Here is a 13,328-nt window from a genome sequence, read left to right on the forward strand (position 1 = left end):
ATTTTTTAGGTAGTTGAAGCGGGGATACTAAAATAGGGTTTATAAGACATAAAAAAATCTATTTTGAAAAAATCAATCAAAATAGATCTTTCAATAGCATTTACTAACCCGTCAAAAACACTTTCCCTTTCGTTTTCTCAGCAGACTGCACGACATCAACCGCTGTTTTCACATCCGCTAAGTCATATGTAGAATGTACCGTCATAAAACGTAATTGCTTGTTTTCCACTAAGCGAATTAAGTGACGAAACGTTTCTTGCCATTTATATGGTGATACTTCTTTATTCCAATGCCGTAAATGAAATATGTTCGCGTGCACTTTTGCTTTCGTGACAATCTCTGCCCAGTTCACTTGTATTCCTGATAGAAGGCCGATCGTTAAAAAGCGCCCGTTTGGACGTAAGGAGAAAGCTAATTCATTTCCATCCGGTCCCCCGATAGAATCAATCGCTGCATCTGCACCAAGCCCGTTTGTTAACTCCATAACTGTTTCATAAAGCGGGGCAGTGGAAGTATCTATTACATATTCGGCACCGAGGCGCAGTAATTCTTCTGTATGCTTATTATTTCTCGTAACTGCAATTAATCGGAAGTTTAAAATTTGTGATAACTGAGCAAAAAGATGACCAATAGCGGATCCACAAGCATTTACTAATAAAATATCATTCTGTTTTAAGTTTAACGTTTCTGTACATGTAACCCATGCCGTAAGGGGATTAATATACATTTGTGCCGCTGTAAAATCATCGATGGAATCAGGGATAGGGACTACAAAATCAGCTGATGTCTTCACATATTCTTGCCAAGTACCTTCCCCGCGTAACGGTAAAACACGTTTACCGATAAGGTCTCTAGTAACGCCCGCGCCAACATCTTCTACAATGCCGACACCTTCATAACCAGGTATGTTAGGTAAAGGAATTCTATGAGCGTACGCTCCGGTTATTGGAATTAAGTCAGATGGATTAATCGGCCTAACTAACATACGAACGAAAACTTCATTATCTTTTAATGGTTCTATATTTTTATATTCAACTTGTAATACATCTTTTGGGTTACCAAACTCATGAAATTGAATGTGTTTTCCGTGCAAGATAAACGCTCCCCCTTAGTTTGATTGGGTTAATTATAGCATTTTCAGTTTAAATGATTATTTCATTAGCACTAAATAAAAGGGAACAGAAAGTCATCGTTTATACTTTGAGGAGATTTTGATTGTGAAAATGTTAAAAATATACATTAGTTATGTAGCATTGTATGGATTGCTGAATAATAATCTTACATAAACATCAATGCATTTCGATATACAATATTTCGTATTTGTATTTGGTAATGAGGATGAAGAGGAATCAGTGACTTATCCCGCTATTTGTGGGAGTGGGGCTGTATGTAAAAGCCTTCACTTTATCAAAATGTAAGTTGCATCTTGTATAATGTAATGGTGGAGGTCAGATATGAAAAAAATAAGTTTAAATATAGATTTGGATACAAATGTATTGGAAGTGGTATTTATTCCAAGAAGGTTTATTATTTTATGGATTACACTCGTATATATAGCTTCAATGCTTTTAGAATTTCGTAATAATATTTTCTCTATGGATAGTTTTTTCTTTACAATAGTCATTGTTATTCATACTATTTTTCATTGGTATGCGAGTTCATTAAAAAATAGGCAATTGTTGTACTTCTTTTTTGTACAACTTTTCATTGTGTTTTTGGCTGCATTTATTGCAACAAATGCTTCGATAGCGATTTTTGTTGGATTAACTCCTATTTTAATCGCCCAAAGTTTATATGTTTATAACAATATATTTAAAGTAATGGCAGTTTTTACTCTTATGTATGCAATATTTTGTGCTGCAATTAGTATCAATTATGGTGTGAATAAATTAGCTATTCTTATCTCTATGTTTCTTTTAGTATTAGCAATTATTATTCCTTTTTCTTACATTAATAAGCAGCAATTTGATGCACGTAATCGTATACAGAGCTATATTCAAGAGTTAGAGTCTGCATATATGAGAGTGGAAGAATTGACATTAGCTAATGAAAGGCAGCGTATGGCAAGAGATTTACATGATACGTTAGCGCAAGGTTTAGCAAGCTTAATTATGCAATTGGAAGCAATAGATGCCCATATGCAAAAAGGGAATACAGGACGCTCTCAAGAGATTATGAAACAAACTATGATAAGAGCGAGACAAACTTTACATGATGCAAGGTTGGTTATTGATGATTTGCGTCATACTACTAATTCATTTAATGGAGCAGTAAAAGAAGAGGTTCAACGTTTTTCTGAAGCTACGTCTATACATGTGAGATTTACTATCCAAAGTCCACCGTATATTTCAAGCGTAGTAAAAGAGCACTGCTTATATGTAATTAGTGAATGTTTAACGAATATCGCAAAACATTCACAGGCAACAGATGTTCATTTAAAAGTTGAATATATCGATAACATTGAAAAACTTACTATAGAAGTTGAAGATAATGGAATTGGGTTTGACACTGGATATATCGGTAAGAATCCTGGACATTATGGTTTAATTGGTCTAAATGAGCGTGTTCGATTGATTAAGGGAGAAATACATATATTGAGTGAAAAGATGAAAGGTACGAAAGTGTATATTCAAGTGCCTATAAATAAAGAAGGAGATAGCCATGAAACATAACGTATTAATTGTAGATGATCATTTCGTTGTAAGAGAAGGTCTGAAATTAATAATAGAAACGAGTGATTCATTTCAAATTATAGGTGAGGCTGCAAACGGAGAAGAAGCCCTTTCTTTCATAGAAAAGAAGAAACCTGATGTCATTTTAATGGATTTGAATATGCCTAAAATGAGTGGTTTAGAAACAATTGAGGCTTTGAATGAAAAACAAAACCATACGCCGATTATTATATTAACTACTTATAACGAAGATGAATTAATGTTAAAGGGAATTGAGTTAGGGGCAAAAGGATATTTGCTAAAAGATACGGATCGAGAGAATTTGTTTCGAACATTGGAAGCGGCTATTCGAGGTGAGATTTTACTACAACCAAATATTATGGAAAAGATAGTGAAGTATAAAAGGAAAGAAGTACATGCTGATAAGGTTGCAGAAAATAACTTAACGGTTAAAGAATTGTTTGTGCTGAAAGCTATTGCGCGCGGATATAAGAATAAAGAAATTGCATTTGATATGGGAATAGCTGAGCGAACGGTAAAAGCATATTTAACAAATATATACAATAAATTAGGTGTTAATTCACGGTCAGAAGCAGTAGCTGTATCTATTGAAAGGAAGTTAATTCATTTTTAAAACATTATATATGCCCAATCGTACATTATAGGCTTGCCCTTTTGTACGATTTTTTTATTTCTTTCTCATGTTATGCTTCAGAAAGTATGAGAGATTTAAGAACAATCTAATTGCATTACAATTATAGACGTTTCTAATGTAGGAAAGGAAGAAGAATAATTAAATGGAAACTTTGCTTTTAATTCCTGTATTAATTTTCTTTATTTGGCTGCAAAGCAAACAAAGAAAATTAAACTGGATAGATATTATAACTTTTCTCATGATGATAGGGATTATTACTTATACGGCGCCGCAACAAATGACTAGGGATTTACAAGCAGAGTTACTGGCAGTTACGCTTATTTCTTTCGCTATTGGTGTTTGGCAAGGTGGGGGAATTACAGTCTGTTATGAGGATGAAATTTTATATATTACAAATGGAAAACAGTATTCCATTTCATGGATTCTCTTAATAATTGGCAACATAATTATTATTAATATATTTGAAGGTGGATTTACATTTAATGGATCGTGGTTTCTTTTGTGTGGTGTTGTCATTACATCTGGGGTGAAAAACAGTATTCTATGTGTTCTGTACAAATTAACAGTGCGAAATTGAATGGAAAACCAAAGCTATTTTCTTTTACCCCAACATAAAACGTATTGCTGTAAGTTCATTAAAAGACCGTAGTTGATAAAAAATGAGATGGAAGTATTGGAAGAATGGGGGAGTTAACGTAGATGTTTCTACCTATTACTACATTTGATAGGTTTAGTTGGCTGGGGAATGTTGCTTTCTCTTCAGAAAAGACTAGTAGGAATCGAGCGCTATCGAGGGCTGAAGAAAGCAATGTTAATTTGTGTGAAAATAAATGTAGAGATTCAGTTAATAATATTCATCAAAAAATAAATGTGGATGCTTTGGACTATAGTAATAATCGTATATTGGGCCGTGCAGAACCCCATTCAACAATTGTCATAACAAGTAGTGATATGTATGTTGGAAGCGGACGGGTTAATAAGTATGGAGAATTTAAAATATATACAAATGATTATCTGGAAGAGTATTTGGTACTAGAAATTCAGTTGATAATGGGCGGTTTCTATCAAGAAAGTATAACGGTAAAGTTAAGGTATGATGATTTCCTTTTTATTTAGTAAATAAAAAGGAAGCAACCGTAGTCGCTTCCTACATCTATTAAGCCGAAGCTTTCTTCATTCTCTCAAGTAAACTAGATAAAATATGTGTACGATAAGATTCTAGTTTTTTACCTTCGTAAGTACGAATCCCTAATTTTTTAAGTTCTTTTACATACCAACCTTTGCTTCCGAAATACATGTGATCGCTCCCCTTCAACTTTGTTTATTTGTCCTGATTGTACTTGGAGGTACGGGTAATATAATGAAGGAAATGAATTTCGCGCGAAAATGGTTAACTTTGTTGCAAAAGACATATATACTAAGGGTAGTATATAACGAGGTGGGCAAGACGTGATTATAGAGAAGCACGAAATTCAAATTGACCAAATTACGAGCGGTAAAGTGAATATCTTTACTTTCTATAGAAATAGAAAGCAAGTTGATGATCATTTTTTACGATTGCAAGAACCATCGCTTACAGCAAACTACTTCTTCCATTTTCATTTTGATGCAGAGAGCTTGCATCTTCTGCAGGAAGAATTTCCAGGCGTATATCCGTACGACCGTAGTGACACGATTCACGACTGGACGGAAAAGATGAAAGCGGAATTGCAACATCAGATCCAAACAGGAAAATGGAATAAGCGCGTACGTATCGGTAATCGTATTCTAGATGTGGCGTTTACGTGGTGTGACGAAGATATAGTAGAGTGAAAAAGAAGCGGATGACGCTTCTTTTTTTAGCGCTGGAATAAAACGAGCTTACCTGCAGAAGATGTGCAGCGATGTGTTTTTTCGTACAATCCTTTTTCTTGTAAAATAGATTCACCTTTTGCTTTCGCTTCTTTTTCAGTTGCTGCCTCGAATGATTCGTCTAATGCTTTTGAACCATCTTTTTCAAAGACTGTTAGAACGTATACTCCCATGAAAATTCCCTCCAATAATTAAAATCAGAATCTTATAACTATTTTGTCATAAATCACTAGAATATGCAAAGAAATATATGACATTGCGTGTTACAATAAAGTGAAACTTTAACTAGTGGGGAGTCTTTTCATCCCCACTAGTTATTAGTTGAACCAATCGGGTATTTATGGGCAGTTTACTTTCAGATTGGCTTCTTTGCCTACTGCCCGTTAATACGGGGTAAAGTGAAACTTTAACTAGTGGGGAGTCTTTTCATCCCCACTAGTTATTAGTTGAACCAATCGGGTATTTATGGGCAGTTTACTTTCAGATTGGCTTCTTTGCCTACTGCCCGTTAATACGGGGTAAAGTGAAACTTTAACTAGTGGAGAGTCTTTTCATCCCCACTAGTTATTAGTTGAACCAATCGGGTATTTATGGGCAGTTTACTTTCAGATTGGCTTCTTTGCCTACTGCCCGTTAATACGGGGTAAGGTGAAACTTTAATCAGTGGGGGATTTTTTATTTCCTGCTTATTACTAGTTTTCAACAATTGAGCATTTATTGTTTGTGTTCATGCGGATAAGATGAAACTTTTGAACTATAGAAAGGATCGTTATTTGTGAAACAAGTGAAGTTTATACATGCGGCTGATTTGCATTTGGATAGTCCGTTTAAAGGGATGGAAATGAATGTACCACAGTCTGTTTGGGAGAGAATGAAGCAGAGTACGTTTGAATCGTTCGAGCGTATTGTTGATAAAGCGATTCAAGAGCGCGTTGATTTCGTATTACTAGCCGGGGATTTGTATGATGCGGAGACGAGAAGTTTGAGGGCGCAAGTGTTTGTGCGTGAGCAAATGAAGAGACTTTCGCAGTACGATATTCCCGTTTTTATTATTCACGGTAACCACGATCATTTAGGGGGAAGCTGGGCAGCGATTGAGTTTCCGGAAAATGTTCACGTGTTTACGGAGCCTTATGTGGAAGAGAAGTCATTTTATAAAAATGGTGAGCTTGTAGCTTCTATTTATGGTTTTAGTTATTTGCAACAGGCGGTAACGGATAATATGACAGCGCAGTATACGAAAATGAGTGATGCGCCTTTCCATATTGGAATGCTTCACGGAAGTGTGGAAGGGGATGCAGAACATAATCGTTATGCACCGTTTCAAATTCGTGAGCTGAAAGAAAAGCCGTTTGATTATTGGGCTCTTGGTCATATACATAAACGTGAAATTTTAGCAGAAGAGCCGTACATTATTTATCCGGGTAATATACAAGGTCGTCATCGTAAGGAAACAGGGGAGAAAGGTGCGTACCTTATTGAACTTACGAAACAAGGAACGCATTGTTCATTTTTCCATACGGCGGATGTTGTGTGGGATGAGATTGAAGTTAGTATCGATGGACTTGAAACTGTTGATGATCTTATGACGAGCGCGTCAAGTGCGATGAATGAATGCAGAAGAGAAGAGGAAGGCACGCTTTTAACTGTCGTATTTACAGGGCAGGGGCCACTTTCTCCTTATTTGCGTGAAGACAAGCGCGTGGAAGAGATTTTTCATATTTTAGCAGCTGGCGAAGAGCGAAAAGACTTTGTGTATGCGATGAAGTGGAAAAATGAGACGGTTTCTTTTGCGGAAATTGAACGTTTGAAAGAAGAAAATCATTTCGTCGGTAGTGTGCTGAAAGAGTTAGAAGCTTTCACAAATATGGACGGAGTATTGCGCACCATTTGGACATCTCCTGTAGCACGTAATAGCATTGAAGCTTTTACGGAAGAAGAGAAGAAAGAGATTCAAAAGGAAGCGGAAAATATTATTTTAGAGCAATTATTCCAGCAAGAGAGGGATAAAAAATGAGAATTGAAAAACTCCATATTTATGGCTATGGAAAACTAGAAAATGTGGAAATGGATCTGTCAATGCTGACGGTGTTGTACGGTGAAAATGAAGCGGGAAAATCGACAATTCGCTCGTTTATGAAAAGTATTTTATTCGGTTTTCCGACGAGAGGACAGCGCCGTTATGAACCGAAAGAAGGCGGGAAGTATGGCGGAGCGGTCACTGTTCAAACAGAGAAGTACGGCCGTTTGAAAATTGAACGATTGCCAAAGACGGCAGTAGGCGCGGTGACCGTTTATTTTGAGGACGGGAAAACTGGCGGCGAAGATATTTTAAACGATATATTAAGCGGTGTGAATGAAAGCTTATTTGATTCTGTTTTTTCATTTGATATGCATGGTCTTCAAAATATTCATCAGCTCGGCGAAGCGGATATCGGCAATTATTTATTTTCGGCCAGCGCAGTAGGAAGTGATGCGTTATTGCAGTTAGATAAAAAATTAGAAAAAGAAATGAATCAGCGTTTTAAGCCGAGTGGTCGTAATCCTGAAATTAACGTGTCACTGCAAGAGATGAAGAAAATTGAGGAAAAGATGAAAGAGTGGCAAGGGAAGATTGGCACGTATGAAAAACAGGTCGAGCAGTTAAAAGAAAGTGAAGAGAAACTTGCTTCTGTTCGTGCGGAAAAAGAGTCAGCCGAAAGACGAAAGCAAGATTATGAAATATTAGCGGCGCTTGAGCCTCTCGTTATTGAAAAGAGTGCGCACGAGAAAGTGTTGAAAAGCGAGAACGGGCAGTTTCCTGTAAACGGAATGGCGCGCTATGAGGCGGTAAAGGCAAAGATAGAACCGCTCCAAGTACAAATAGATTCACTTCAAAAAAAGATAGAAACAGTGCAATCAGAAATTGATTCCACAGAAATAGATAAAGCATTTTTACAAAAAGAAAGTTACGTAGAAGAACTTCGTATGCAGCATATGTCTTATGAAAATGCACGCCAAGAAATGCGTGATATGACGGGAAGTATTGCGAATATAAAAGAAGAAATCGCAGAACTACAGCAACAAATTGGCGCTACTTTTGAACAAGAGACTGTTCTTTCATTTGATATAAGTTTAGCGACGAAAGAATTAATTACACAAACGGTGCAAAAAGCGAGAGAGTTAGAAACGCAAAAAACGCAGCTTGATGAACGTTTCAAAACGGCTCAGGAGCAATTAGAAGAGCAAGAAGAAAATATAAGACAAATCAGCCAGCAAATGTTAGCTGATGAAGAAAGAAATACGTTAGTTGAGAGAGAAAAATCATTTCAAGATGCGGCGTTTATCGGTATGGGCGCAGAGAGAATGAAGCATAAGTATGAGGAAAAAACAGGGGCGGCTATGCAAAAGAAAAAACAGTGGCAAAGAATTTGTCTTCTGTTACTTCCTATTAACACGCTTGTTTTATTCACGAGTCTATTTATAGATAACCGCGCGCTATTATTTATTAGTGTCATTGTTTTTGTAGGGATTGTTTTAGCACTCGTTTTATATAAAGATCCTTCGGGTGGATTACAAGAAGAGCTTCTTACTCTTCAGCAAAGTGCTGGCGGTCGTCAAAGTGAAGAGGCGATGTCCGTTCGTTATCAGTTAGAAAAGGATGAAGAGATTCGAAAGTTATTTGAGCGAGAGTCTTATAAATTACAACAAATGGAACGTGCTTATGATAAAGTCGTTTCATCGTATGAAGAATGGGAGAGAGAAACTTTCCAAATAGGAGAACAAGTAGATGCGTATAAAACGCGCTATATGTTCCCAGAATTTTATACGTATGCGCACATGTTGCCAGCGTTTGAGCGTATTGAAAAAATGCAGCAATTATATCGTGATTTAGAGAAGCAAAGTAAGCGGAAATCTTCATTGTATGAAATGATTTCGCACTTTGAGCATAAACTAGAAACTGTTATCGATAGCACGGAGTATAGCAATTTACATGAGGCGCAAAGTCGTATGCAAAATGAAAAAGAGAAGCGCCAAACTTGTAAGCAGCTGAAAGAGAAGCTGGCGGAATGGCAAGAAGAATATGAGTTCATGCAAGAGCAATTAAAACAACTACTAGTAGAGCGAGATGGGTTATGGCATATCGCAGAATCTACAGATGAAGAGATGTTTTTAGAAGCTGGAAAATTGGCAGAGAAACGTGAAGACGCGGATAAGCAAGTGGGGCGTTTATTACCTCAAATTGATTTGTTAGAACAGCGCTTAACGAGTTTGTCATTAGCTGAGCATTATGAGGCTGACGGTTATGATGAAAAATTAAAGCAAGAAATTACAGCCGCGCAAAGCTGTCTGGCGCAAGAGAAAGAACTGACAGAGCGTATTGCGAAGCATCGAATAGAAATTGCGAATTTAGAAGAAGGCAGTACGTATGGTGATTTACTACATGAGTGGGAAATGAAAAAAGCGCAAGTGCGTGAACAAGTGAAGAAGTGGGCTGCATATGCGGCCGCAAAGACAGTATTAACGAAAACGAAGCAATATTATCATGAAGTGCATTTGCCGCGTATTTTACAAAAATCCGAAGAGTATTTCGTGTATTTAACAGGCGGGAGATATAGTAAAATATTCTCACCGTCAGAAGCGGAACCTTTCATTGTCGAACGTAACGATGGTATGCGTTTTTACAGTCATGAACTAAGCCAAGCGACAGCGGAGCAGTTATATTTATCGTTACGATTTGCGCTAGCGAAAACGTTTGAGCATGACTATCCATTTATTATTGATGATAGCTTCGTACATTTTGACGCGGTAAGGACGAATCGAACGATTGAACTTATAAAAGAAATTGCGAAAGATAGACAAGTTATCTTCTTTACATGCCATGCGCATTTATTAACGTATTTTACAGAAAATGAGATTATAAAATTAACACGTAAGCGTAAAGAAAATGAGTTGTAGTATGCTATACTAAAAGTAACTGATTTGGTGGAGGAATTCGAATGAAAAAGAAAATTGTAGAATATGAAGTTGGTGAACAAGTCGATGTTTTCTTGTTAATTAAAACAGCGACAAAAGGTCTCGCAAGCAATGGCAAGCCGTTTTTAACAGTAATCTTACAAGATCCAAGTGGAGATATTGAAGCAAAGCTATGGGACGTATCGCCAGAAGTTGAGAAACAATATGTAGCAGAAACAATCGTTAAAGTAGCTGGAGATATTCTAAACTATAAAGGACGTATTCAATTACGTGTGAAACAAATTCGTGTTGCGAATGAGAATGAAGTAACAGACATCTCAGACTTTGTAGAAAAAGCTCCAATAAAAAAAGAAGATATGGTTGAGAAAATTACGCAATACATATTTGAAATGAGAAACCCGAACATACAGCGTCTAACAAGACATTTGTTAAATAAGCATCAAAACGAATTTTTAGAATATCCAGCAGCGACGAAAAATCATCACGAGTTCGTATCTGGACTAGCTTACCATGTTGTATCAATGTTAGATTTAGCGAAAGCTATCTCGGCTCTGTACCCATCGTTAGATAAAGACTTACTATATGCGGGCGTTATTTTACACGATCTTGGTAAAGTATTTGAGCTATCTGGACCAATTTCTACGACGTATACGTTAGAAGGAAATTTACTAGGCCACATTTCTATCATGGTGAACGAAATTGGTAAAGCAGCAGAGGAACTACAAATCGATGCAGAGGAAGTATTAATCCTTCAGCACATCGTCCTTTCCCATCACGGAAAAGCAGAATGGGGTAGCCCAAAACCACCATTAGTGAAAGAAGCAGAAATTCTGCACTACATCGATAACTTAGATGCAAAAATGAACATGATGGACCGCGCATTAGGACGCACAAAACCAGGTGAATACACTGAGCGTGTCTTTGCTCTTGATAATCGTTCGTTCTATAAGCCGACGTTCCATAATTAAGATTGTGAATAGAATGGCCTCATTAAGTGTGGCATGACAATAAAATTGTTTAAAAAGATGGTGTGAAATTAAGTTTTCACACCATCTTTTATTGCCCTGATAAGGGAAGACACTGCAAATAGCTTTAAAAACCATTATTTATTCCTTGATGAGGAAAGAAATAATGAGAGAAAAAGATGTAAATCATACGGCAAATTTATATTCCATTAGCTCGTGTAAAGCTAATGGATGAGGATCTGTTGTCAATAAAAAAACGGATCTTAAACAAAACAACCCTTTTGCATATCATGTGATGCAAGGGAGGCAAGAGAACGTGTTCGTTGATTGGAAATCTTTTGTAGAGTATTCTAAATATAGAGTTGTATTAGGAATATTCTTTTAAGGAGAGTGATTACTTTATGCTAGGAAAATGGATGGATAAAGTAAGAGAACCTAGATGTATACACAATTATAAATTTATTAAAACTCAGGATAGTGAAAATTTTAAAACAGGGCAGATTGGGACAGCTAATATTTATAAGTGCGAAAAATGTGGTAAAGAAAAGGTTGATTATAAATATAACAGTGATATAAATAGTGATTTTTGGAATATATAAAATAAATCATTTAATGAAACAGAGAATTACTAATATTAATTATTCGCTAAAATTACAATTTATTGTAAGGATATTTGGCTATTAAAGAATTTTAATAGCCTATGATTAGTTCATTGATTGTGGGCTATTTATTTTGGCGAGTGAAAAGGTTTTATTACCAGTAGATATGAAAATAATTACGCCACAAAACATATAGCATTTTAAACTAATACTGAGATATTAAAAAATATCTCGAATTCAAGATAATTTACTTGCTTTTTAATCACTTGAGTTGTAAAGTGATAGTAACGAAAGGAATTATTACTTTCGAACGAATCGTTTTACACAGTGAATTATTTTTTTAACTATCACTTGACTGGTAAAATGAACTGATTACTTTTATAAATACGCGCTTTGTTGACCAGCGAGCAAAAATAAAACAGTTAAATATAAATTAAAACTATTGGAGGAATATAAAATGAACCAATTAAAAGGAATACACCACGTTACAGCGATTACAAGTAGTGCAGAAAAGAACTATGAGTTTTTCACTCACGTTTTAGGAATGCGTTTAGTTAAAAAAACAGTAAACCAAGATGATATTCAAACGTATCATTTATTCTTTGCAGATGATAAAGGTAGTGCAGGAACAGATATGACTTTCTTTGATTTTCCAGGCGTTCCTAAAGGTGTACACGGTACAAATGAAATTTCAAAAACTTCATTCCGTGTTCCAACTGACGCAGCGTTAGCGTATTGGGTGAAACGCTTTGACCGTCTCGAAGTGGAACATACAGGCATTAAAGAGCAATTTGGTAAGAAAACTCTTTCATTTGTTGACTTTGATGATCAACACTATCAATTAATCTCAGATGAATTAGATAACGGGATAGAATCAGGTACACCGTGGCAAAACGGTCCAGTTCCATTAGAATATGCAATTACTGGCTTAGGACCTGTATTTATTCGTATCGCGAACTTTAGTTATTTCAAAGAGGTGCTAGAAAAAGTTCTATTATTTAAAGAGATTGATCAAGAAGGAGAGTTCTACTTATTTGAAGTGGGTGAAGGTGGAAACGGTGCCTCTGTCATTGTAGAACATAATACGGTTCTTCCCGAAGCACAACAAGGTTTTGGTACAGTGCATCATGCAGCATTCCGTGTAGAAGATCGCGCTGTATTAGAAGAGTGGATTGAGCGACTAAGTCGAGTTGGACTCCCTTCATCTGGTTATGTAAATCGTCACTTCTTTGAGTCATTATACGCAAGAGTTGCGCCGCAAATTTTATTCGAGTTTGCAACAGATGGCCCTGGTTTTATGGGAGATGAGCCATACGAGACACTTGGAGAAAAATTATCTTTACCTCCATTCCTAGAGCCAAAGCGTGAAGAAATCGAAAAATTAGTTCGTCCGATTGATACAGTGAGAAGTACGAAGGAATTTATTAAAGAGTAAAAATAGAGATAATAAGTAGAAGAGCAAGTAGTTTTAGCGAATCGCTGGAATTGCTTGCTTTTTTATTTGGTCTATAAATTTTTCTGAAAAATGTTTCTCAAGTTTTACAAATAGAAATATTTGGTATAATTCATTTAAATTATAAATTTTCTGACAATTATTTTTCAATACATAGAAAAGGGGTGATAATATACA

The 13,328-nt window shown here is 36.1% G+C and carries 13 protein-coding genes; 10 read left to right on the forward strand and 3 right to left on the reverse strand.

The window, feature by feature from the left end:
* Positions 1–103 precede the first annotated feature (103 nt).
* Positions 104–1,093, reverse strand: a complete 990-nt coding sequence (locus JFU54_RS21195; RefSeq protein ID WP_201066256.1) for a zinc-dependent alcohol dehydrogenase family protein — start codon at positions 1,091–1,093, stop codon at positions 104–106.
* A gap of 361 nt (positions 1,094–1,454) precedes the next feature.
* Between JFU54_RS21195 and JFU54_RS21200 the strand changes: the two genes are divergently transcribed.
* The 4 genes from JFU54_RS21200 (at position 1,455) to JFU54_RS21215 (ending at position 4,443) form a co-directional block, all read left to right on the forward strand.
* The gene (locus JFU54_RS21200; RefSeq protein ID WP_088038718.1) at positions 1,455–2,672 is read left to right on the forward strand and encodes a sensor histidine kinase; all 1,218 of its coding nucleotides are present in this window, start codon (positions 1,455–1,457) and stop codon (positions 2,670–2,672) included.
* The gene (locus JFU54_RS21205; protein ID WP_002087211.1) at positions 2,662–3,306 is read left to right on the forward strand and encodes a response regulator; all 645 of its coding nucleotides are present in this window, start codon (positions 2,662–2,664) and stop codon (positions 3,304–3,306) included. Before JFU54_RS21200 ends, JFU54_RS21205 begins: the two co-directional genes overlap by 11 nt.
* Before the next feature lie 163 nt (positions 3,307–3,469).
* A complete protein-coding gene (locus JFU54_RS21210) occupies positions 3,470–3,904 on the forward strand; it encodes a hypothetical protein (RefSeq protein WP_002186507.1) in 435 nt (144 codons plus the stop codon).
* 122 nt (positions 3,905–4,026) lie between these two features.
* Positions 4,027–4,443: a hypothetical protein gene (locus tag JFU54_RS21215; protein WP_088038721.1), complete on the forward strand. Its 417-nt coding sequence runs from the start codon at positions 4,027–4,029 to the stop codon at positions 4,441–4,443.
* A 40-nt stretch (positions 4,444–4,483) separates the two neighbouring features.
* Here JFU54_RS21215 and JFU54_RS21220 read toward each other — a convergent pair whose 3' ends face one another.
* Positions 4,484–4,624, reverse strand: coding sequence for a YflJ family protein (locus JFU54_RS21220; RefSeq protein WP_000273535.1), 141 nt, complete (start codon positions 4,622–4,624; stop codon positions 4,484–4,486).
* A 152-nt stretch (positions 4,625–4,776) separates the two neighbouring features.
* Here JFU54_RS21220 and JFU54_RS21225 point away from each other — a divergent pair, with 152 nt between their 5' ends.
* Positions 4,777–5,139: a hypothetical protein gene (locus JFU54_RS21225; protein WP_002011092.1), complete on the forward strand. Its 363-nt coding sequence runs from the start codon at positions 4,777–4,779 to the stop codon at positions 5,137–5,139.
* Positions 5,140–5,165: 26 nt separating this feature from the next.
* Here the strand turns inward: JFU54_RS21225 and JFU54_RS21230 are convergent, their stop codons facing one another.
* The gene (locus JFU54_RS21230) at positions 5,166–5,351 is read right to left on the reverse strand and encodes a YhzD family protein (protein WP_000539551.1); all 186 of its coding nucleotides are present in this window, start codon (positions 5,349–5,351) and stop codon (positions 5,166–5,168) included.
* A 602-nt stretch (positions 5,352–5,953) separates the two neighbouring features.
* Between JFU54_RS21230 and JFU54_RS21235 the strand changes: the two genes are divergently transcribed.
* The 5 genes from JFU54_RS21235 (at position 5,954) to JFU54_RS21255 (ending at position 13,133) form a co-directional block, all read left to right on the forward strand.
* Positions 5,954–7,195, forward strand: a complete 1,242-nt coding sequence (locus JFU54_RS21235; protein WP_201051395.1) for a metallophosphoesterase family protein — start codon at positions 5,954–5,956, stop codon at positions 7,193–7,195.
* On the forward strand, positions 7,192–10,116 hold the full coding sequence (locus tag JFU54_RS21240; RefSeq protein ID WP_201066258.1) for an ATP-binding protein: 2,925 nt from the start codon (positions 7,192–7,194) through the stop codon (positions 10,114–10,116). Before JFU54_RS21235 ends, JFU54_RS21240 begins: the two co-directional genes overlap by 4 nt.
* Before the next feature lie 41 nt (positions 10,117–10,157).
* Positions 10,158–11,102 carry a 3'-5' exoribonuclease YhaM gene (yhaM, locus tag JFU54_RS21245; RefSeq protein WP_002030183.1) on the forward strand — a complete coding sequence of 315 codons (945 nt, stop codon included), beginning with the start codon at positions 10,158–10,160 and terminating at the stop codon, positions 11,100–11,102.
* Between the two features lie 398 nt (positions 11,103–11,500).
* Entirely contained in the window at positions 11,501–11,698 is a 198-nt protein-coding gene (locus tag JFU54_RS21250) for a hypothetical protein (RefSeq protein ID WP_002150116.1), read from the forward strand.
* Between the two features lie 457 nt (positions 11,699–12,155).
* Entirely contained in the window at positions 12,156–13,133 is a 978-nt protein-coding gene (locus JFU54_RS21255; protein ID WP_002186504.1) for a ring-cleaving dioxygenase, read from the forward strand.
* Positions 13,134–13,328 lie beyond the last annotated feature (195 nt).

Origin of the sequence: Bacillus sp. TH19 (assembly GCF_016651075.1) — a bacterium.
GTDB lineage: Bacteria > Bacillota > Bacilli > Bacillales > Bacillaceae_G > Bacillus_A > Bacillus_A mycoides.

Coding starts and splice junctions, on each gene's coding strand:
- JFU54_RS21200 (WP_088038718.1), top strand. CDS start 1,455: ATGAAAAAAATAAGTTTAAATATAGATTTGGATACAAATGTATTGGAA.
- JFU54_RS21205 (WP_002087211.1), top strand. CDS start 2,662: ATGAAACATAACGTATTAATTGTAGATGATCATTTCGTTGTAAGAGAA.
- JFU54_RS21210 (WP_002186507.1), top strand. CDS start 3,470: ATGGAAACTTTGCTTTTAATTCCTGTATTAATTTTCTTTATTTGGCTG.
- JFU54_RS21215 (WP_088038721.1), top strand. CDS start 4,027: ATGTTTCTACCTATTACTACATTTGATAGGTTTAGTTGGCTGGGGAAT.
- JFU54_RS21220 (WP_000273535.1), bottom strand. CDS start 4,624: ATGTATTTCGGAAGCAAAGGTTGGTATGTAAAAGAACTTAAAAAATTA.
- JFU54_RS21230 (WP_000539551.1), bottom strand. CDS start 5,351: ATGGGAGTATACGTTCTAACAGTCTTTGAAAAAGATGGTTCAAAAGCA.
- JFU54_RS21240 (WP_201066258.1), top strand. CDS start 7,192: ATGAGAATTGAAAAACTCCATATTTATGGCTATGGAAAACTAGAAAAT.
- yhaM (WP_002030183.1), top strand. CDS start 10,158: ATGAAAAAGAAAATTGTAGAATATGAAGTTGGTGAACAAGTCGATGTT.
- JFU54_RS21250 (WP_002150116.1), top strand. CDS start 11,501: ATGCTAGGAAAATGGATGGATAAAGTAAGAGAACCTAGATGTATACAC.
- JFU54_RS21255 (WP_002186504.1), top strand. CDS start 12,156: ATGAACCAATTAAAAGGAATACACCACGTTACAGCGATTACAAGTAGT.